Origin of the sequence: Candidatus Chloroploca sp. Khr17, from assembly GCF_004138165.1 — a bacterium.
Lineage (GTDB): Bacteria > Chloroflexota > Chloroflexia > Chloroflexales > Chloroflexaceae > Chloroploca.
Genome location: NZ_RYFF01000001.1, coordinates 341,757 through 361,772, shown reverse-complemented (window position 1 = coordinate 361,772; position 20,016 = coordinate 341,757). Strand labels below are relative to the sequence as shown.

15 protein-coding genes are annotated in these 20,016 nt (G+C 59.2%); 13 read left to right on the top strand and 2 right to left on the bottom strand.

All coding sequences use genetic code 11. The features are described from left to right. From EKD05_RS01425 to EKD05_RS01385, 9 genes are all read left to right on the top strand, one after another. The gene (locus EKD05_RS01425; protein WP_129670502.1) at positions 1 to 696 is read left to right on the top strand and encodes a hypothetical protein; all 696 of its coding nucleotides are present in this window, start codon (positions 1 to 3) and stop codon (positions 694 to 696) included. Next, a complete protein-coding gene (locus tag EKD05_RS01420; protein WP_129670501.1) occupies positions 693 to 1,760 on the top strand; it encodes a hypothetical protein in 1,068 nt (355 codons plus the stop codon). Before EKD05_RS01425 ends, EKD05_RS01420 begins: the two co-directional genes overlap by 4 nt. A 4-nt stretch (positions 1,761 to 1,764) precedes the next feature. Further along, complete coding sequence (locus EKD05_RS01415) at positions 1,765 to 2,421, top strand: YIP1 family protein (protein WP_129670500.1); 657 nt, start codon at positions 1,765 to 1,767, stop codon at positions 2,419 to 2,421. An 11-nt stretch (positions 2,422 to 2,432) separates the two neighbouring features. After that, complete coding sequence (locus EKD05_RS01410; RefSeq protein ID WP_165360534.1) at positions 2,433 to 4,955, top strand: HAD-IC family P-type ATPase; 2,523 nt, start codon at positions 2,433 to 2,435, stop codon at positions 4,953 to 4,955. A gap of 7 nt (positions 4,956 to 4,962) precedes the next feature. Further along, positions 4,963 to 6,525 carry an alpha/beta fold hydrolase gene (locus EKD05_RS01405; protein ID WP_165360533.1) on the top strand — a complete coding sequence of 521 codons (1,563 nt, stop codon included), beginning with the start codon at positions 4,963 to 4,965 and terminating at the stop codon, positions 6,523 to 6,525. A 692-nt stretch (positions 6,526 to 7,217) separates the two neighbouring features. Continuing rightward, positions 7,218 to 7,595 (top strand): phage holin family protein, encoded by a 378-nt coding sequence (locus EKD05_RS01400; RefSeq protein ID WP_129670497.1) that lies wholly within the window; start codon positions 7,218 to 7,220, stop codon positions 7,593 to 7,595. Positions 7,596 to 7,823: 228 nt separating this feature from the next. After that, a complete protein-coding gene (locus tag EKD05_RS01395; protein WP_129670496.1) occupies positions 7,824 to 10,016 on the top strand; it encodes an alpha/beta fold hydrolase in 2,193 nt (730 codons plus the stop codon). 310 nt (positions 10,017 to 10,326) lie between these two features. Then, complete coding sequence (locus tag EKD05_RS01390) at positions 10,327 to 10,707, top strand: response regulator transcription factor (protein WP_129670495.1); 381 nt, start codon at positions 10,327 to 10,329, stop codon at positions 10,705 to 10,707. A 157-nt stretch (positions 10,708 to 10,864) separates the two neighbouring features. Further along, on the top strand, positions 10,865 to 12,040 hold the full coding sequence (locus tag EKD05_RS01385; RefSeq protein WP_129670494.1) for a DUF3095 domain-containing protein: 1,176 nt from the start codon (positions 10,865 to 10,867) through the stop codon (positions 12,038 to 12,040). Between the two features lie 68 nt (positions 12,041 to 12,108). Here EKD05_RS01385 and EKD05_RS01380 read toward each other — a convergent pair whose 3' ends face one another. Further along, on the bottom strand, positions 12,109 to 13,341 hold the full coding sequence (locus tag EKD05_RS01380) for an FAD-binding oxidoreductase (protein ID WP_129670493.1): 1,233 nt from the start codon (positions 13,339 to 13,341) through the stop codon (positions 12,109 to 12,111). 264 nt (positions 13,342 to 13,605) lie between these two features. Here EKD05_RS01380 and EKD05_RS26615 point away from each other — a divergent pair, with 264 nt between their 5' ends. The 4 genes from EKD05_RS26615 (at position 13,606) to EKD05_RS01365 (ending at position 18,108) form a co-directional block, all read left to right on the top strand. After that, positions 13,606 to 14,028 carry an ATP-binding protein gene (locus tag EKD05_RS26615; protein WP_240695575.1) on the top strand — a complete coding sequence of 141 codons (423 nt, stop codon included), beginning with the start codon at positions 13,606 to 13,608 and terminating at the stop codon, positions 14,026 to 14,028. Beyond that, positions 14,025 to 15,293: a PP2C family protein-serine/threonine phosphatase gene (locus tag EKD05_RS01375; protein WP_240695574.1), complete on the top strand. Its 1,269-nt coding sequence runs from the start codon at positions 14,025 to 14,027 to the stop codon at positions 15,291 to 15,293. The genes EKD05_RS26615 and EKD05_RS01375 overlap by 4 nt, the downstream gene beginning before the upstream one ends. Positions 15,294 to 15,377: 84 nt before the next feature. Beyond that, complete coding sequence (locus tag EKD05_RS01370; RefSeq protein WP_240695573.1) at positions 15,378 to 15,737, top strand: STAS domain-containing protein; 360 nt, start codon at positions 15,378 to 15,380, stop codon at positions 15,735 to 15,737. Positions 15,738 to 16,128: 391 nt separating this feature from the next. After that, a complete protein-coding gene (locus EKD05_RS01365) occupies positions 16,129 to 18,108 on the top strand; it encodes a nucleoside-diphosphate sugar epimerase/dehydratase (RefSeq protein ID WP_129670492.1) in 1,980 nt (659 codons plus the stop codon). A gap of 214 nt (positions 18,109 to 18,322) precedes the next feature. On the opposite strand, the gene pgi is transcribed toward EKD05_RS01365, so the two are convergent. Continuing rightward, positions 18,323 to 19,957 (bottom strand): glucose-6-phosphate isomerase, encoded by a 1,635-nt coding sequence (pgi, locus tag EKD05_RS01360; RefSeq protein ID WP_240695572.1) that lies wholly within the window; start codon positions 19,955 to 19,957, stop codon positions 18,323 to 18,325. Between the last annotated feature and the right edge of the window lie 59 nt (positions 19,958 to 20,016).

Here is a 20,016-nt window from a genome sequence, read left to right as displayed (position 1 = left end):
ATGCCATTCGACCTGCGCCCGCTCTTTCAAGCCCTGCTCGCCCTCTGGTCGATCACCACGAGTGTGACCAGCTACCAGGGGAACGTGCTCGAGGTCGCCGACGCCTACCTGATCCTGCCAGTCATCTACGGCATCTTCTTCCTGGCCGGCCTGTCCGAGACCTACGGCACCCGTGCGGTGACGCTCTTCCTCAACAAGGTTGGGCGCCGACCCTTCTTCATCGTTCTGCTGCTCACCGCCCTGACCTATGTGGCTGGTGGGATCGTCTGGACGCTCTCGATCGCTGTGGTGCTCGGCCAGATCTTCCCGGAGGCTGCGGCAGAGCCCAGGGTCGTCGTCGTGGCGGTGGCGCTCGGCTACATCCCGCTGCTCTTCGCCTTCCTCGGCTTCATCCCCTACCTTGGCCCGGCCATCCTGGCGCTGCTTCAGGGTTTGAGCCTGCTGACGACCACGGTCGCGATGAGCGTTGGGTATGGGTTGTCCTTCACGCAGGCGGCTATCAGCACGGTCGGGGGCTGGCTGATCTTCCAGGTGCTGCGCTGGTTCGCCGCCGGGCCGACGACGGCGATTAGCCGCTGGGTGCTGCGGGTGGTCACCGGGCGCGAGGTGAACTATCAGCTCCGCGATGTTGCGCCAACGGTGCCTCTGGGCCTGCAGCGGCACCGGCATACCCTTGAAGACGGAGGCGAGCGGTGACGGTCTTTTTCTACCTGCTCGACGGGATCAGTGCCTTTTTCAAGACCTTCGGCGTCGAGTTGCTCTTCCTCGTCGCGATGCTCATCTTCAGCGTGCTGATTGCCGGCGTGCTGGCACCGCTCGGTGCCCTGAGCTGGTGGGCCGGTTGGGCGAGGCGCAAGGGCAATGCCGCAGGCGGTGAGGCCACCGAGGCGGAGACCGAGGCCGAAGCGCTGGTTCCGCCGGTGATCCTTGCACAACCAGTCGACACGACGCGCCCGGTCGAACACTTTATTGTCTATCTGTCAGGGATCGCCGATATTTCGGCGACCTTTCTTCAGGCGATCGAACTGGGCTACGTCAACGCGCTGGAAGAGGCACTGCCGAGCGCCCACATTATCGACGATATTTTCGCCTTCTCGGTGACCAATGTAGGCCTGACCGAGGAGGATCGCATGGGGCGGTTCTGGCACTGGATGAAGCAGATCAACAGCAGGCCGGGCAAAGCCGCAGTGTTCAGTAGGATCGCGATCAACGGGCGCAACATGCTCCAGGTGGCGGTCTCAGCCGACTCGCGCTACGGCCCGGTCTTCAACTATGGCACCGCCAATACGATCTTCCAGAACGTGATCGAGGCCGGCTATGTGCCCGGCTCTGGCATGCCCGTGACCCTGATCGGCTACAGCGGCGGCGGCCAGGTAGGGCTCGCCTCAGCGCAGTATCTCAAGCCGGCCCTCGATGGCCCGTTGCAGGTCATCTCGGTGGGTGGCGTCATGTCGGATAGTGCGGGCATCGACGCTGCCGACGAGATCATTCACCTCGACAGCAAGCTCGACCCCATCCAGGCCCTGGGCGACTATCTCTTCCCGCGGCGCTGGCCGCTGGCCCGCTCGTCACGCTGGAATCGCGCTCTGGCAAGCGGCAAGCTGCGGCGCATCGATATGGGACCGATGCTGCACAGCGGTCCGCAAGGTTATTTTGGCCCCGACGCAGTGCTTGCCGATGGGCGTAGCCATCGCGACGCCACCGTCGCGCTGACGGTCGAACTCATAAACTCCTTCCGCGCAAGGACAGTGAAGAGGTGATACGATGCTGAACACAATGCTGCGCGGCAGTTGGGCTGTGGTCGTGCGGCCTGCCGTGGCGAACTTTGAGGAGCATGAACGCAACGCGTTCGGTTGGGCGTTGCTCTACGTGATGTTTGGGGCCACCATCACCGCCACGCTCGGCTGGTTGGCCTTCCTGGTTCAGCGCCCGTTTCTCGAACGCCAGTACGCTACCCTTTTTGCCGAACTCGCGAAGATCGAGGCGCTGACCGGCCAGGATCTGGCCTTTGAGCAGCTCTTTGCCCCCGCTGATCCCGGCATTCCGATCGTCTCCAACATTCTCGTTACCCTGATCGGCTTCTTGACCTATCTGGGCATCGTCTTTCTGCTCGGGCGGGCCCTGGGCGGGACGGGCCGACTCGGCGAGCTTGCCTACGACCTCGCCCTCTTCTGGGTGCCCGTTTCGGTCGTCTCAGCGCTGATCAACGTCTTCTCAATCGGCTTCTTCTCGTGCCTCACGGCACCGGTCGCTGTCGGCGTGACCTACTACGGCCTCTACCTGACGTATCTGAGTGTGCAAGCAGGGATGAACCTTTCCGCCCGCAAGGCCCTCACCCTGGTGCTGATCCCGGCCCTGCTCTGGCTGGTGGCCTTCTGTAGCCTGGCACTGCTGATCCTTGCCTTTGCGGGCCAGATGTGATGGAGCATAGCATGTCAACCGAGCTTTCAACCAACGCCCTGCGCGGCCTGAGCGCCGCTGAGGTGCGCGAGCGTACCGCCGCCGGCGAGACGAATACAACCGGCGGTATCGCGACGCGCAGCGCCGGTCAGATCATCCGTGAGAGCGTCTTCACCTTTGTCAACAATACGCTCTTCATCCTTGGCTTGGCCTTGTTGCTGCTAGGCCGACCGGGCGATGCGCTGCTTTCAGCCGGGATCGTCTTTATCAATGCGCTGGTGAGCAGTGTGCAGGAGATCCAGGCCAAGCGCAAGCTCGACCAGATTGCGTTGCTCAACCGGCCCCAGGCCCTTGTGATCCGCGACGGCGTTGAACAGACGATTGCCCCCGAAGAGGTCGTGCGTGGCGATCTGCTTAAGGTTGGCGCGGGCGACCAGATTATCGTGGATGGCACCGTGCTCGGCGATGGACGCGCCGAACTGGACGAGTCGCAGGTCACTGGTGAGGCTGACCGGATTGCCAAGACGGCCGGTGATCCGGTCTTCTCAGGTAGCTATTGCGTCTCTGGCAGCATCCTCTATATTGCCGAGAAGGTCGGCGCCGCCAGCCTCGCCAATCAGATCACCGCCGGGGCCAAGCAGCACAAGCACGAGTTGACTCCGCTCCAGCGCAATACCAACATGCTGGTGCGGGTCTTCCTGCTGCTGATGATCTTCCTTGAAATCGTGATGGTGCTCAACGCCTTTGTGCAAACGCGCAGCCTGGTCGAGAGCGTGCAGGATGTGACGGTCGTGGCTGGCCTGATTCCCAACGGGCTCTTCCTCGCGATCACGGTGGCCTATGCGATTAGCGCCGTGCGCATCCTCAACTTTGGGGTGCTGGTGCAGCGCTCGAACGCGATCGAGAGCCTGAGCAATATCGATACGCTTTGCGTAGATAAGACCGGCACCCTGACGGCCAATCGGCTGGTGTTTCACGCGGTGCATCCCCTTGGCAGTGACGAGGCCGAATTGCAGACCATTCTCGGCGAGATGATGGCCAGCACCGCTGCGGGCAACAAGACCAGCGAGGCACTGGCGGCCGCCTTTCCCCGCGAGGCGCGTCGGGTGCTCGTCGAGGTGCCCTTCTCGTCGGCGCGCAAGTGGAGCGCCATCGCCTTTGATGACCCTGCACGGCGGGGGATCTATGTGCTGGGCGCCGCCGAGATGCTGCGACCGTTCCTCGCCCCCGGGGCCGCCGACGCGTGGCAGGCCCAACTCAAGGCGTGGTCGGATCAGGGGTTGCGGGTTTTGCTGGCGGCCCACCATCCTGACCCAACGCTGCTGAAGGACGACGGCGATGCAACCACGCTGCCGTTGTTGACGCCAATCGGCCTGGTGAGTCTCAGCGACGAGTTGCGCGCCGAGGCCCGTGAAACCTTGGCGCGCTTCCGTGCAGCTGGGGTGGAGCCAAAAATTATTTCGGGTGACAATCCCGAGACGGTGGCGTCCCTCGCGAAGCAAGCCGGGTTGCCCGACGACATCAGGCTGGTCTCTGGTCCCGAGCTTGACCAGATGGACGAGGCGGCGTTCGAGGCAGCGGCCCTCTCGGCCACGATTTTCGGACGCATCACGCCGCAGCAAAAGCAACGGCTCGTGCAGGCACTGCGCAAGCAGGGCCGTTACGTGGCGATGGTGGGCGACGGAGTGAACGATGTGCTCTCGCTCAAGCAGGCTAACCTGGGGGTCGCGATGCAGAGCGGCAGCGCAGCAACGCGCAATGCCGCTGATATTGTGCTGACCAAGGACTCGTTTGCGGTGCTGTCGCCGGCGGTTGAAGAAGGCCAGCGCATTGTCAACGGCATGCAAGATACGCTGCGGCTCTTCCTGACTCGCACAGCGACCATCGCGCTGCTGACCATCGCGACGCTGATGGTCAGCAGCGAGCTCTTCCCGTTTCTCCTAGCCCAGTCAACCCTGATGGCGATGCTTGCGGTCGGCATCCCGACGCCGCTGATCGCGCTCTGGGCGCGGCCAGGCCCAACCGCGCGTACTGGGCAGATCGCACGCCTGTTGCGCTTCCTGATCCCTGCCAGCCTGCTCTCGACCGTGTTCGGGCTGTTGATCTTCTTCGGCGCGATCATCATCGAGTACGTGGTGCGTGCGGCGGGCGTGCCCCCGGGCGGCGAGGAGCAACTGCTCTATGGAACCGCTCTGCCGATCGCCCAGACCGCGCTGCTCAGCTTCCTGATCTTCACCGGGTTGCTCCTGGTGGTTTTCGTCGAGCCGCCGACCGCGTGGTGGGTGGGCGGCGACGAACTGAGCGGCGACTGGCGCCCGACCCTAGTCGCTCTCGGCTGTGCCTTGCTCTATGGTGCCATTTTGCTCATCCCGGCGCTGCGCGACTGGTTCGTGCTGCGCGTGCCGCACTCGGTGAGCTTTGGTCTGATTGGCGTCGCAACCCTGATCTGGCTCTTTCTGCTGCGCTGGGTCTGGCGCTCGAATGCGCTCGAGCGCTTCCTCGACATCGACTTTGGCGCACGGTATGTGTCGGTTGCTCGTTCAGATGAAGCATGAGGGGATCATGAATCGAGCTCGTCATTCAGATGCGCAGGCGTCAGCGCAACCGCCGCCCTCGCCCCAGGGCGTCTGGCTCTGGACAGGCATTGCCGCCCTCGTGTTCGGCCTCATCACGACGGGGGTCGTGCGGCTCTTCCAGGGCGGCACGCCCTCCGCTGATCTGACTGTAACCAGCGTGCTGGTCTTCCTCACCGTGGGTGCAGTGGGCGGCTGGAGCTGGTGGCTGCTGCTCACCCGCAAGGGTCGGGTGAGTGAGGGCCGCGGAGCTATGGCCGGTGCGCTCACGGCCTTGCTGGGTTACCTGCTGATCTTTCAGGTCGCTAACCTCGTCTACGGAGCGGCCGTGCCCATGTTTCTGAACGTCAGCCCGGTCGCCAAAATCGTGGGCGGCCTGATCCTCTCGGTGGTCACGCTGCTCTTCAGCGGCTGGTTTGTCATCCCGCTGCTCGCCCTGCTGGGCGCTGGCCTGGCACTGCTGCAAATCGCCGCCACGCCGAGCCTTGAGGGCGGGCTGATCAAGCGCATGCGCGGACTCTCGCAGCGCTCGGCTTCCCTGCTGCGGGGCCGCCCGATTGTGCGGGCGATTGTAGCCGTGGTGTGCATCATCGGCCTGCTCGTAACCAGCGCCGGGGTCTGGGTCTGGAGTCGGCCACTTTTCGTAGGCGACCTTGCGGTAGCGTCAGCGCCGGTGACGGACTACGGGGCCAGCGTCGCGGCCATCGAGACCCAGATCGCGGCAGAGGCAGCCGACCCGACGTTGAATCCGACGTGCGCCACCCGCCTATTTACGCCGGGGCACCGCACCGAACGAGTGGTCATCTTTTTTCACGGCTTCACCAACTGCCCGGCGCAGTTTGTGCCGCTGGCCGAGCAGTTGGTGGCGCGCGGCTACAGCGTCTACATCCCGCGCGTCCCACGTCACGGCATCACCGATCGCCTGACCACCGATCTCGCCGGGCTGAGCGCCGACGATCTGGTGCGTTTCTCGTCACGCAGTGTTGACCTAGCCCAGGGCCTGGGCGACCAGGTCGACGTGGTCGGCCTGTCGATGGGTGCGACCATGGCCGCGTGGATCGCCCAACACCGCAGCGACGTCGCCCAGGTCACCCTAATCGCCCCGCTGTTCCAGATCGCCGGGCTACCGCCCTTCGCGATCCGTCCAGTGGCGAGCACCATCCTGGCCGTGCCGAACTTCTACATGTGGTGGGACAACCAGCGGCACGAACAGATCATCGGCCCGCCCTACGCCTACCCGCGTTACCCCGTTCACGCTGCGGGGGCCTTGCTCCGTCTGAGCTTCGCGGTGCAAGACGCCGCCGAGCGGGAGCCACCGGCGGTACGGGCGATTCTGCTGGTGAGCAACGCTGCCGACGGTGCCGTCAGCAATCCCGCCACAGACGCGATCGGCGATGACTGGGAGCGCAACGGTGCCGTGGTGCGCCGCTACATCTTTCCCGCCGACCTGAACCTCAACCACGACCTAATCGACGTGAACAATCCCGAACAGCGCGTTGATCTGGTCTACCCTACCCTGATCACCCTGATCGAGCAGGGCGCGACAGAGTGAGCGACTCTGTCGCCCTTTGCCTGATGGCTCGTTGCTCATTGCAAGCGCCGTGGGCTACGTACTGGAGTGGAGCAAGCCCTGAGCATGCGCCTCACCCCTGATCTTGAGAGGCTGGCTGAAACGTCGACGCTTTGCTCCGGAGTGTCGGCTAAGTAGTCTGTCAACTACATGTCCCGGTCGCGCCGCCGACCACGAATGCTGATAACGAATAAACGAATATGGGCTGCTCCATGTGCTCTTCGTTCATTCGTGCCCCCATTCGTGGACGGCTGAGGACGCCGTAGTCTGGGAAAGAAGTGTTCTGATGTGGTGCGATGATCATGTTGCCCCCTCCCCCGCTGGGGCGGGGGGAGGTTGGGGGGGGGGGCGGGCCGAGGGCTTGAGCCCGACGGCATCGGGTGCAGATCAGATCATGTACTGCAAAACCATCAACCCGGCGGTGCTCCGGTCAAGTGGACGTTGCATCAGCCCTGCCTCACTCACCCGGAAGGATCGTGGTGAGCAAAATACACTGATGCCCCCTACACATGTAGGGGGCTTTCTGTTGATCAAAATACTAGCGCATTATCGCTTATCGTAGAAGGTGCCGTTTTCGATAATGACCCTATACTCACCTGAGCACACCGGCACCCCTAACCATCACACAGGGCCAAGCATGGTGATTCTCACCAAAAACAAGGAGTGATCGTCGTATGCTATCAACGGTACTCGGCCTCGTGATTGTGGCAATCTTCATTGGTCTGATCGGTGGACTGTTTCTCTGGGTCTTGAGCAATCTGGGCATGGGTCTCACGGTCGACGGGTTTGGGTCAGCCTTTCTTGGCGCAATCGCGATCGCGGTTGTCTCAACCGTGGTGGTCGGGCTGCTTGGCATGTTTGGCCTGACGGTCAATGGTGCTGGCCTGATCAGTGCCATCGTTAATCTCGTCATCTCTGCGATCGTCTTGCTGATCGCGGATACGTTTGTGGCGGGGATGAAAGTGAATGGCTTTAGCGGTGCGATCACCGGCGCGATTGGCTTCGGCCTACTCGGTTGGCTGTCAAATTGGGTGCTTGGGCTGATCTTCTAGAACGCCAGAAGAGCGCTCGCGCCCTATTTTTTTGCAAGGCGTACGTTTGCTGATCGCTAATATGCATCTGAGCTATAGCAGTCCTAACAGGTTTGTGTCTACGGAGTGCCGGCTTTAGCCGGCTAAAGCCGGCACTCCTGTTTACAATCCAAACAGGACTGCTATATCTTGGTGAAGGCGGCCGACCCAATTTGCGTTCGCTAGCGGGTTCGCCGCAATGGAAGAGTTATGCACCTTGAGATCGTGAGCTTTTTTGATCGTCCAAGCGCGGCCCGCGAAGCCCGTAGCACCCTGCGGGCCTTGCAGCGCGAGTTGCGTCTGGGTCGGATTCGTTCGATGGCTGTGATTACGCGACCAGCCATTGACGATATTCGTTTCGAGCAGGATGGTGACGTTGGGGTTGGTGCCGGCGCACGTTTTGGCACCATTGCCGGTGCCCTGCTCGGTGCGTTGCTGCTCGCCCCTGTGATTGGGTTCCTGGCGATCAGCGCGTCACTCGACAGCCCTCCGCCGGATCTCAGTGGCCGTGAGTTGCTTGCCGGTGTAGCGCTCGTTTCCGCCTTCGTGAGCGGCATCACAGCCCTGGCAGCAGCGCTCGGTGGCGCATTGATCGGGGCACTCACGGCGATGCTGCTCAACTTCGGTATTCCCCAACGCCATCTGTATGCCATCGGCAAAGAGCTTGCCGTCGGTCAGGGTGCCCTCGTTCTACGCGTACAGGAGCCATACCGGCAACCGATCATTGACAAACTCGCCCTCAGTGGCGGTACGCTGATGCGTGAGCGTCGTGCCGACGAGGTCGTTTCGGCAGCCAGTGATGACATGCTGGCCGCACGTTTCGCGGCCCATGCCTATGGAGGAGGCACGGGCAGTGCTGCTGCGGGGCGCTATGTGCCCGCAGAACAGGCCCAGGCACCGGTTGATCCGCAGCAACGCGATCTGATCGTCGCCGAGTTCGCCAACGTGACCCAAGCACGGCAGGCCCGACGCCGTCTGTCACGGCTCCGGCATAAACTTGGCCGATTGAGTACCGGCAATAATGCCATCGTAACGCACGATCACAAGGGGCAGATCCAAATCCAACAGACGGAAGATGTGACGACCGGGCGTGGCGCAAGCTTTGGCCTGGGTCTGGGCGCACTCGTCGGGTTGCTCATCTTCGGGTTCTTTGGCATCGCGGTGGGCCTCCTCGTCGTAGTGATGAACGAGGGTGCCAATCCGTCACCTGAAGCCGTCAGGGAAGGGATGCTTGCGGGCATCATTCTGCTCGGGGGCGGGGGCGCAATGCTGCTTGGCATGATTGGTGCGCTGATCGGAGCAGTCATCGCCAGCCTGATCAACCTTGCTTATAACGATACGGATCTGCGCCGCATCGCTCAGACGCTACCCGCAGGCAAGGCGTTGCTGCTCAGTTCGGTTTACCATCATGGTGGGCCGACCGTTGTCGCAGAGCTTGAGGCAAGCGGCGCAATCATCCGCTATACACCTCTGCCAGCCGCGCAAATGGCCGAAACGGTGATCAATGAGGCCCGCAACGCAGCCTTGAGCACAGGCGATCCCAAGAGCGCAGATACACTCCAGTTGATCACTACACGTGCCGGGGTGCGGATTTTTACTGACTGGCGGCGCCGCTCCGAACGCACGATTGTCCTCCTCCATGGTGCCGGTGGCGATCATCTCGCCTGGCGCGTGCAGTACCCGGCACTCCATGCGGCTGGCTACTCGACCCTCGCCCTTGACCTGCGCGGCCACGGCTACTCGGATCGTCCCCGTGGTGCCGACGATTATCGGCTCGAGCGCTTTGCCGAAGATCTCAGTGATGTGCTTACGGCTCTGGACATCCGCGAGTTCATCATTGTTGGGCACTGCTTTGGGGGCATGGTTGCGACCATGTTCCATCAGGCCAATCCGCGGTTGAGTCGGGGCTATGTCTTAATTGATACGGCTGCCCGTGCGCCCGTTTTGCCGCACTGGCTGGCGAGTCGTACCCCATGGGTCATTGGGTTGGCTGGACGGGTGCTTGAACTGTTGCCCAACGAACGCCGCCGTCTCTTTCACGCCGATATGGAGTCGTTTAAGGGTACCCGCGATATCGAACCAAGTCGCCTGGTGTCTGACGCGGCCCATACCACCCTTCGCGCATGGTTGCTGGTCTATCGTGGCATTGCCCAGTATGACGGCATTGACGCGCTACGCTCGATGACCCAACCCGTGTGGGTAGTAGTCGGTGAGCAAGATACGGTCTTTACCGTCGCAGACTCGCAGTTGATCCAGCACCATGTGCCCGGCTCACGCCTGATTACAGTTCCTGACGCGAATCATATCATTGTGGTCAACAATCCCGAGGTTGTCGAGCAACTGATCCTTGATTTTACCCGCGATACCCAGGCATTTACCCATCCTGCCCCCTGGTTTACGTGACGGCTCCCTGGGTGAAAGCATTTGGGCTTGAGAGTGCATCGCTCTATACTCATTGGTTTGCGAAATAAGCTTTCTGACATACTGCCGAAGGGAGTGCCGGCTTCAGCCGGCTCATGAGTTTTAAAAATGAAAACAGGGAGTGCCGACCACGAAGAACCCTCACGAAGACACGAAAACAGTCTTTGTGACGCAATTATTCGTTCATTCGTGGCCCCAATTCGTGGACGGCGGTGCTCCCAGAAAACTTGGAAATCTCGATCTAGTGCTACCGCATGTGATCATGCTTCAACAACGGGAAAGGGTAGATGCGATGGAATATCAGCAGGCGATCCCGACGATTGTGGTCTCACGGCCTGGGGTGATGCAACAGGCTCTACGCACAGCACTGTCGCTCTACCCTGGCATTGTGATCGTCAGTTCGGCAGGCGATGCCTTGAATGCGCTGCATCAGATTGTAGCTCACCACCCGGCCCTAGTGGTCATTGATGCTAACCTGCTTCCTGACGAGGTAGAGGCTCTGCTGGTCGCGCTGAAAGCCGCTGAGAACCCGCCGCGCTGCATCGTCTTTATCTCGTCGAATATTCACGCCAATATGATGCTGCGTGCCGGGGCCGATGCGGTTCTCCCCAGCGACAGTTCGACCGAGAATCTCCGCACTGCACTCCAACAGGTTGTTCAGTTCCAGGCGTGAGTGCCATATGCCGACGAGCAGATCTGTGAGGCCTCGCCCGTGTCACGCATACCGGATTACGGGTTGTTCTATGACTGCTATTTCCGTGCCGCTGCGCGTTTGGTTAAAGAGGAGTACAATGCACCTGTGAGTAGTTAGGATCATCTGGAGTTGCCCGATGAGCGATGACTTCTATCAGCAACTTCCATCTTTATCTGATTTCACCTCGATCACCGATCCCGACAATTTTACCCCTCTCCCTGATGAATGGTATCTGGTGGTTACTGATGTTGTTAGCTCAACGCAGGCGATTGCCGCCGGGCGCTACAAAGAAGTCAATATGCTCGGGGCAGCCTCGATTGTTGCGCTGTTGAACCTCGCTGCGCCACTCGACTTGCCGTTTATTTTTGGAGGCGATGGTGCAACCCTGGCGATCCCGCCAACCCTGGTTGTTCCTGCGCGAAGCGTGCTCGCAGCATTACGCAGCCTGGCGCAACGTAGCTATCAACTTGAGCTACGAGCTGGCATTGTTCCGATAGAAATGGTGAATCGTCACGCCCAGCCTGTAACCGTCGCTCGCATCGAAGTTGATGAACACTATAGTCAGGCCGCTTTTTCTGGTGGGCTGGCGTATGTTGAAAACATCCTGAAAGATCCGGTGGCAGGGGCCGGCTTTCTCGTGACAGAAATCTCCACGCCCGAAGCGGCCGATCTGCGTGGGCTGGAATGCCGTTGGCAAGATCTCGTGAGTCGTCACGGCGAAATTATTAACCTGATCGTCATACCAATCGCTAAAGAAGCACCAACACGAACCAGTACCCTACGTGCTTTCTTTGCGCTGATCGAAACGATCTATGGCTCGGATCAGAACTACCATCCGGTGAGCATTGAGCAATTGCAGACAACCGCTAGCCCCCGTGCCCTGATGATCGAGAGCCGCCTGCGAGCCCGGCCTGGCCTGATGGCTCGGCTCGATTATCTGCTGCGGATCTGGAGCATGAACCTGCTGGTTGGTCTTTACAAACAGTACCAGGTGTTGACCGGTCACCCACCCTGGTGGAACGCCTACCGAGCGTTGGCTTTTCGTACCACCGACTATCGCAAATTCGACGGAGCCTTGCGCATGGTGATCGCTAGCACCCCTGCCCAGCGCATGCAACTCGAAACCTATCTGGATGCCCAGTATCAGCACGGTGAGCTTGTCTATGGCCTCCACGTTACCGACCGGGCCATTCTGACCTGTCTCGTCTTTGAACGCATGGGGCACCAGGTGCATCTAGTGGATGGAGCCGACGGTGGGTATGCCCTGGCGTCCCATGCGCTCAAGCAGCGGTTGTCGGGTTCAGGGCCGTAGTCCTGAAACCGGTGCTTCTTTTCGCACACGATACCAGCAAAGCTAGCCTCTATTTCCTATGTGCTATCTCATCCTTGCCTAAGCGTGGGGCGTTGCAGACGATAGGGTTCGAGTTCAGGTGGAAGAGTCCCGGCCAGCGCCGCTTCGGCCAGCAACCGCCCGAAGGGGCCAGCAAACGGCATACCATGGCCGCAAAACCCTCCGGCAAACCAGACCCCAGGCAAGCGTTCTACTGAGCCTGCAACGGGCAGATAGTCGGGGGTAAAGCCCATTAATCCAGCCCAGCGACGTGCAATAGGTAACCCGGCCAGCGACGGAAAAATGCGTCCAAGCGCAGCGTCGAGCGCGTCTTGTACCAGAGGGGTCGGCACTCGTTCACGGATGTCTACATCACGTTGTGGGGCAAGGGCGCGGCATCCTCCAAAGACGATCGCGCCATCAACGGTTTGTTGCCCGTACTCGCCGGTCGGCGTGAGATCAACGCCAAAAGCCAGGTTGAGTGAGGGTGCCACCGGGGCCGTTGCGAGCGCCTGTCCGCGTACGGGACGCACGATCCCAACGAGTTCCGGCAAGAGATCGCTACTCCACGCATTCAGGGCGACCACCACAGCACTTGCGGTCACGACACCATGCGGTGTGGTGACCACGACCTGACGGGGTGAGGCTGATATGTCTAGCCTGGTGACGGGCGTCTGCCAGCAGAAGCGAGCACCACGACGCGCAGTCACCGCAAATAAGCCATGCACCAGACGAGCCGAATGGAGCCGCGCTGCCGCCTCGTTGTATCTGGCACCGAGCACCTCGTCGCCTGGTGACAGGCCAAGTAACGTGCAGATCGCCGTGCGGTCAACCATGCTACTCTGAAAGCCATCAGCCTGCAGCTCGCCCGCCGCCTGGGTCAGGGCCGCTAGTTGGGCAGGATTGGCGGCAAGTTCCAGATGCCCATCGGGGCGCAAATCGCACGCGATGCCTTCTTGCTCGACCACCGAGCGCAGCATCGCCAGGCCACGTAGGGTCAAACCCCAGACCTCCTGGGCTGTTGCGCGACCGAGGCGCTGTACGGCAGCGGGGTAGGGCTCGGGGGTCCCGGTAATACAGAGACCACCGTTATTGCCCGAGGCACCTGTGGCGGGGCCACCCTGTTCGAGTACCAGTGGAGCGACCCCGGCGCGGGTCAACCAGTACGTTGTCATTGCCCCCAGGATGCCACCACCAATGACGACCACTTCGGCGCGGGGTGGCAACTCGTGCCCTGGTAAAGGCTCCTGGTCAAGTGTCGCATGCCAGTGTGAATGTGTCACTGTGCGCCTCCTGCATGGCAGCCTTCATGCCGATATACTCTATGATACCACCTCGTAGAAAAGAGGCAAGGAGGTTTCAAACTCGACAAACCCATGCTGCTGACGCAAGCGATCAGCGAAACTGGCCGCTTGCGTCAGCACACACTACGCCCACAAACCACATGAAAAATGGTATACTCGAAATAAGAAGACAAACACGGTTCTTCTCCTGATGCGCCCGCAAGCGTACCCGTCCTTGTCTCGTCTTCAACCTCTGGAGCGCGTATGCAACGGCAGATCCAAGTCTCTGGTACATGGTCTGGTCTGGTGACCCTGCTTAGCTTTAGTGATAGTATCGAGCACGAGTTTAACCTATCACCTGATGAGCGTTATTTGATGCGCCTGGTGATTGAAGAAATTGTGAGCAATATTATTAAGTATGGGTACAGTGAAAGCTATACCGGCCCCATCCAGTTGGAATGTCATTATCACAACGATACGCTGCAACTCATCATTCGTGACCAGGGATGCCCGTTTGATCTCCGTGAACATCCACCACCTGACTTGAATCACACCAGCGCGGATGAGTGCGATCTTGGCGGTTTGGGGATCTTTTTTGTGCGCGAACTGGTTGACCAGATTAGTTATACCCACGATCCGCAGAGCGGATGGAATGAACTGACCGTAACGAAGGGACGCCTGCCATGACCGAGAGCCTCTTGCGTGAGGTTTCCTTCTTTCGCGACTTACCTCTTGATGCCTTGCGAAGCCTGGCTGAAACAATCGCCTACCGTCAGCTTAACGCAGGAGCCCTTCTCTTTGCTGAAGGCGAAGCGGGTCATGAATGTTTCATTATTCTCGAAGGCAATGTTGATGTCTTGACCTATGTCAACGGAAATGAATTGCGTCTCGATACCTTTGGAGCAGGCCATATTGTTGGTGAAATGGCCCTGATTGATCGGAGTCCACGCTCGGCGACGGTACGGGCTGTCGCTGATACTAAGCTGATCGCCCTGGGTGAAGATGCTTTCAAGACGCTGCTACGGTCGAATCCTGACCTCGCGATGCAAATGTTGAGCAGTGGCTCGGCGCGGGTGCGTGAGGCCAACCGGCGCATGATTGCCGGGTTGGAACGGAAGAATGCCGAATTGACCGACGCATATCGGCGACTTCAGGCGATGCAGGCTGAACTGGTGCGCCTCAACCGTCTGGAAGAGGAATTGGCCGTTGCCCGGCGTATCCAGACCTCTTTTTTGCCCAAGCATCTGCCCCAACCCGAGGGCTGGCAGTTGACGGCGATGAGCCGTGAGGCCCAGGCCGTCGGTGGTGATTTCTTTGATTGCATTGAATTGCCTGATCAGTTGCTCGGTCTCGTGGTGGCAGATGCCTGTGGCAAAGGGGTTACCGCGGCGCTCTTTGTGGCGCTGACCCGCTCGTTGCTGCGGGCGGCTTCGCTTTCGCCACGTGTTTTCCAATGTGCCGATCAACAAGATGCCGAGACGATCCTGGCTGATGCGCTCTGGCTGGTCAATGACTATCTCTGTCGTGAACATGGTGATAATACGATGTTCATTACGCTCTTTTATGGGTTGCTTGATCCTCGTACCGGGATCCTGGCCTATGTCAATGCTGGCCATAATCCCCCCTTGATCGTCGATGGGGCTAGCGCAACGCTTGGCGAAACCGAGCTTGGCTCGATGCCCCTCGGTATTCTACCTGATCAGCAGTATCATGTGCAGCATACGGTCATCAACCCTGGATGTCGTCTGGTGATGTTTAGTGATGGCATTACCGAAGCGCTTGATTCGCATAGCGAGATGTTTGGTGAAGGTCGTCTGCGTGAAGTGCTGACCACTAATGCCCTTCTGGCTGCACCTGCATTGATGCAGGGCATCATTGATGCGGTTGATCGCCATATTGATGGCGCCGCTCAGTCTGATGATATTACCATCCTGGTCGTGTCGCGGATGTGAGGATCAGCAGAGTGATGCTATAATAAGTCGGCCCATCTCTCTCTCCGTACCTGCTTCTGTTCGGCGGCGGTGATCAAGGCATAGATGAAGAAAGGCAAAACGGTGAAGGTTGAGCTGATCAATGATGTGCTTGTCGTTCAACTGCCGGCACGTCTTGATGCAGTTGGCGTTGCCTCGATTGAAGAACAACTCGCGATGGCCGTCGCCAACCATCGTGGCAAAGTGCTGGCTGATATGAGCCAGGTGACCTTTGTTGCTAGTCTTGCGCTGCGAATGTTGCTTACGACGCTGAAAGCCGTGCAACCTCTCGGTGGCGACGTCCGCTTGGTCGGACTCCAACCGCCAATTGCTGAAATCTTTCGGAAGAGTCGTTTTGATACTTTTTTTCGGATCTATCCTGACCGCACAACCGCTCTTGCCGCGTATACAGCACCTTCGGGATGAAAACCTGTTGTTCAAGCCCTGACTTGATCGATTCCCAGAAGGACAAGAAGTACATGCAACTTTATCTACGTCTATTGTTGTCCCCATGGTGGTAAGGAAAATCCAGAGCGCTCGTGTTTATCAAGGTTATACTAGAAGTGCTACGCTCAGTTTGCATGGGTATGCTGCCTCGACACGCCGCTGTCAAGGGCAGTCCTTTGGAGTGTGTCGAGCACCAATACTTTTCAAAGAAGGACGAGAAGCCACCTCACAGGTCTTGATGATGGCGTCCCAATGCCGACGAGCAAACCTGTGAGGTCTTATTTGAAAGGTATTGTGTCGAGCAACAGCAGATAAAGGTGAGCCAGTGTGAGTCGATTCTGCGTAATGGCCATAGACCAGGAGTGCAGCTGTGGATCGTTTTCGTAACCGCCATTTACTCCTAGCTGACCTGATTCTGATCCCTCTTGCGGTCTATACTGCATTTCTCTTACGTCTCGAACTCTTTGGGATCGGCGGGTATCGTCCGGGTTTTTTCTTTATGGTGGTGACCGCGATGGCGCTGGTACCATTGATGCTGGCTCAGGCCAGGATCTACCAGCAATACTGGCGTTATGTGTCGGTTGATGAGATCCTGGTTCTGATTCAGACGGTGACGCTGGCTGTGTTGTTCCTCGGGGCCATTGTGCTCACGATTGGAACCCTCGTTCCAGCCCTGCGTATTCCACGCTCGATTCCCCTGATCCTCTTGCCCTTACTCGTGGCGATGCTGGGTTCTCCGCGGCTTGCCCTGCGTGTCTGGTCAAATCAGCGCAAGCGACGCCAGATCCCCCATTGGGACGAAGAAGCCCGGACACCGGTGCTCGTGATGGGGGCCGGGGACGGTGGGGCGATGACGGTGCGTGAGTTGCAGAGCAAGCTCTTCTGGCGGATGCGGGTTGTCGGGTTTCTTGATGATGATCCGACGAAACGAGGGGTGAGCATCCACGGGGTGAGCGTGCTTGGCGATCGCTATGCTATCCCCGAACTCGTTAAGCAATATCGGGTGCGCCAGGTGATTATTGCGATGCCAACGGCCCCCGGTAAGGCGATCCGCGAGATTGTGCAGATCTGTCAGAGCGCTGGGGTGCAGACGTTGACGGTGCCTGGATTGTCAGAATTGCTTGACGGTAGCCTCAAGCTGAACCAGTTGCGTTCAGTCGAGATTACCGATCTTTTGCGGCGTGAGCCGGTGCAGACCGATATTGGTGCGGTGCGTGATTTGATTCGCGGTCGGCGTGTGCTGGTCACTGGTGGCGGTGGTTCGATTGGCAGTGAGTTGTGCCGTCAGATTATCCGCTTTGGCCCGGCAGAGTTGTTGATTCTCGGCCATGGCGAAAATAGTATCTTTGAGATCCATAGCGAGTTGCGGCGCACCATCGCTGCACAGAAAGATGTGTCACCGCCAATCCTCACGCCGTTGATCGCCGATATTCGTGATGCTGTCCGCCTCAACAACTTGCTACAACAACACCGACCACAAATTGTTTTCCACGCTGCGGCCCATAAGCACGTGCCCCTGATGGAAGCAAATCCGATCGAGGCGATTAGCAATAATGTCCTTGGAACCCGGAATTTGCTTGAAGCAGCCGAGGCCGCCGCCGTTGAACGCTTTGTGATGATTTCGTCTGATAAGGCCGTGAATCCAACGAGCGTGATGGGGGCTACCAAGCGTATGGCCGAGATGCTGGTGCATCAGATGGGGCAACGCAGTGGCCGCCCTTATGTTGCGGTGCGCTTTGGCAATGTGCTCGGCAGCCGGGGCAGTGTGGTCCTGACTTTCAAACAGCAGATCGCCGCAGGTGGCCCGGTGACGGTGACCCATCCCGAGATGCAACGCTACTTTATGACCATCCCTGAGGCTGTCCAGCTTGTGTTGCAGGCCTCGGTGCTCGGTACCCAGGGCGAAGTCTTTATGCTCGATATGGGTGAGCCGGTCAAAGTCGTTGATCTGGCCCGCGATATGATCCGCCTCTCGGGCCTTGAAGAGGGGCAGGATATTGATATTGTTTTCCAGGGGATGCGCCCCGGTGAGAAGCTCTTTGAGGAACTGTTTGCCGCCGGTGAAGAGTATCGTGCGACGACCCACGCGAAGATCTTTGTTGCAGGCACGGCGAGCAATTGGGTTCCCGTTGAACTTGCCGATTCACTCGCCGTGATCGAGGGCGCGATCCACGCCCACGACGAAGAGGTGTTGCTGCGGATGCTCCGTACCCTCGTGCCTGAATATCAGCCGCCCCACCATGTGCCTCCCTTGCCTGACTTTGCGCCAAGTGTGGCGAAGATCGGTGCCTCTCAGAATGGCTATCATCCTGGGCGTGAGCCCCTCGAGACGCTGACCCCTCGCTCGTAGAGGAAAGACCTATCGGGGCCAAGGCGATTGCATCATACGAAACCGGATACAACAAGACGCTCTATCAGGGCACCCGCAAGGAGTGCCCCTACAGGCCGGGGGCCGGGCCCGGTGTACGGGCACCCCTTGCGGGTGCCCTGGCGGGTGCATACACGCAAGATGCAATCGCCCTACCATCGGGGCCAGCAAAGCTGGCCCCGATAGGTCTTTCTACCTATTTCCGGGCTTCACGATAACGACGGATGAGGTTGTTGGTTGAACTGTCATGGTTGAGCACAGGTTCGCTGGAGGCGGTGAGTTCAGGTACGATCTGCCCCGCCAGGACTTTGCCGAGTTCAACGCCCCATTGGTCAAAGGCGTTGATGTCCCAGACAATGCTCTGGGTAAAGACGCTGTGTTCGTAGAGGGCAATGAGCGCCCCGAGCAGCGCCGGGGTGAGTCGATCAGCCAGAATGGTGCTGCTCGGGCGATTGCCCGGGAAGGTGCGGTGGGCGATAAGTCCGGGGGCAACACCTTCATCCGCCACGGCTTCGCTGGTCTTGCCAAAGGCTAACGCTTCGGCCTGCGCAAACATATTGGACATCAAGAGATCGTGATGGTTTTCAACGGGATTGAGACTATGGCAGAACCCGATGAAATCGCACGGTACCAATTTGGTGCCCTGGTGGATCAACTGGTAAAATGAGTGCTGTCCGTTGGTGCCTGGTTCACCCCAGTAGATGGCACCCGTCTGATAATCAACTGGTGTACCGTCGAAGCGTACCCGTTTGCCATTGCTCTCCATCGTCAATTGCTGCAGATACGCCGGAAACCGGCGCAGGTATTGATCGTAGGGGAGAACGGCCTGCGTTTCGGCCCCCAAGAAACTGGTGTACCAGAGACCAAGCATGCCCATGATCACCGGCATATTGCGTTCAAAAGGTACCGTGCGAAAGTGTTCGTCCATGGCCCGAAAGCCACCGAGCATTTCGTGGTACGCTTCGGGACCCAATGCGAGCATCGTTGAGAGCCCGATGGCCGAGGTCATCGAGTAGCGCCCACCAACCCAATCCCAGAACCCAAACATGTTGGCCGGATCAATGCCAAAGGCAGTCACTTCGCGGGCATTGGTCGAGACGGCCACGAAATGGCGGGCTACGGCAGCCTCGTCGCCGAGGTGTTCGACCAGCCAGGCCCGTGCGGTGCGCGCATTGCGCATGGTCTCAAGCGTCGTAAAGGTCTTGGAGGCGACAATGCAGAGCGTCTCGGCGGGATCGAGATCGCGGACGGTTTCGACAAAATCGGTGGCATCAACATTCGAGACAAAACGGCAGGCCAGTGAGCGCTGACTGTAATGACGCAACGCCTCATAGGCCATCAACGGGCCAAGATCCGAGCCGCCAATGCCAATATTGACAATGTTCTTGATCGGACGCCCCGTATAACCAAGCCACCCGCCACTGCGTACCTGGTTGGCAAAGGCTTCCATCCGATCGAGTACGGCATAGATGTCGGGGATCACATTCTGACCGTCAACATTGACAATCGCGCCACGAGGCATCCGTAGCGCAACATGCAAAACAGCACGCCCTTCGGTTGCATTGATCTTTTCACCGGCAAACATTGCATCAATGCGGCGAGGCAGACCAGCCGAACGCACGAGCGCCATCAGCAACGCGATAGTCTCTTCGCTGATGCGATGCTTGCTATAGTCAAGATAGAGACCGGCAGCTTCAGCGGTGAAACGGCGACCTCGTCCGGGATCTGCGGCAAACAATGCTCGCAAATGCACCTCTTGGAACGCCCGGGCGTGTGTCTGCAGAGCCTGCCACTCCGGGCGACTGGATGGATGGGTTGTCATTTCGCTCATTCATGCCTCCTGGCAATGGGCGGACTTTGATAGGGCTAGTATATTATAATAGAGAATAC

Excerpts from the sequence above, each read along its gene's own strand:
- EKD05_RS01425 (WP_129670502.1), top strand. The coding sequence starts at position 1 with ATGCCATTCGACCTGCGCCCGCTCTTTCAAGCCCTGCTCGCCCTCTGG.
- EKD05_RS01415 (WP_129670500.1), top strand. The coding sequence starts at position 1,765 with ATGCTGAACACAATGCTGCGCGGCAGTTGGGCTGTGGTCGTGCGGCCT.
- EKD05_RS01410 (WP_165360534.1), top strand. The coding sequence starts at position 2,433 with ATGTCAACCGAGCTTTCAACCAACGCCCTGCGCGGCCTGAGCGCCGCT.
- EKD05_RS01405 (WP_165360533.1), top strand. The coding sequence starts at position 4,963 with ATGAATCGAGCTCGTCATTCAGATGCGCAGGCGTCAGCGCAACCGCCG.
- EKD05_RS01400 (WP_129670497.1), top strand. The coding sequence starts at position 7,218 with ATGCTATCAACGGTACTCGGCCTCGTGATTGTGGCAATCTTCATTGGT.
- EKD05_RS01395 (WP_129670496.1), top strand. The coding sequence starts at position 7,824 with ATGCACCTTGAGATCGTGAGCTTTTTTGATCGTCCAAGCGCGGCCCGC.
- EKD05_RS01390 (WP_129670495.1), top strand. The coding sequence starts at position 10,327 with ATGGAATATCAGCAGGCGATCCCGACGATTGTGGTCTCACGGCCTGGG.
- EKD05_RS01385 (WP_129670494.1), top strand. The coding sequence starts at position 10,865 with ATGAGCGATGACTTCTATCAGCAACTTCCATCTTTATCTGATTTCACC.
- EKD05_RS26615 (WP_240695575.1), top strand. The coding sequence starts at position 13,606 with ATGCAACGGCAGATCCAAGTCTCTGGTACATGGTCTGGTCTGGTGACC.
- EKD05_RS01375 (WP_240695574.1), top strand. The coding sequence starts at position 14,025 with ATGACCGAGAGCCTCTTGCGTGAGGTTTCCTTCTTTCGCGACTTACCT.
- EKD05_RS01370 (WP_240695573.1), top strand. The coding sequence starts at position 15,378 with ATGAAGAAAGGCAAAACGGTGAAGGTTGAGCTGATCAATGATGTGCTT.
- pgi (WP_240695572.1), bottom strand. The coding sequence starts at position 19,957 with ATGAGCGAAATGACAACCCATCCATCCAGTCGCCCGGAGTGGCAGGCT.